Annotated in this window: 1 pseudogene; it reads right to left on the minus strand. The window is 46.8% G+C overall.

Annotated features, from left to right (window positions below):
• Positions 1 to 202: pseudogene (locus tag NE473_RS31275) on the minus strand (nucleotidyltransferase); the annotation flags it as partial.
• Positions 203 to 301 lie beyond the last annotated feature (99 nt).

The raw sequence follows: 301 nt of genomic DNA on the forward strand, positions 1-301 counted from the left end.
TTTCATTGTTCGTTCCATACGAATAACTGCCTGCCAGCCCCAGCAGGATGATGTGTTTTCCCAGATGGGGATCTGTTTTTAAGAAGCTGTACTGCGGTTGTATCAGGAGCTCCTGCGATGGAAGTTGCTGTGTTATATGCGGCTGCGTTAAATGTGGCCGCGTCGACTTCGGCAGCTCTGTTATCGTCTCTGTATCACTCATGGGGATTCCCCCTTTCCTGCAAATAGAATACTTATAGTATAACTGCTTCCCGGAAAAATGCCTACAACCGTTTCAGACTTTTAAACCCGAGAACCATAC

Source organism: Hungatella sp. SL.1.14, from assembly GCF_024460495.1.
Classification (GTDB): Bacteria; Bacillota; Clostridia; order Lachnospirales; family Lachnospiraceae; genus Hungatella; species Hungatella hathewayi.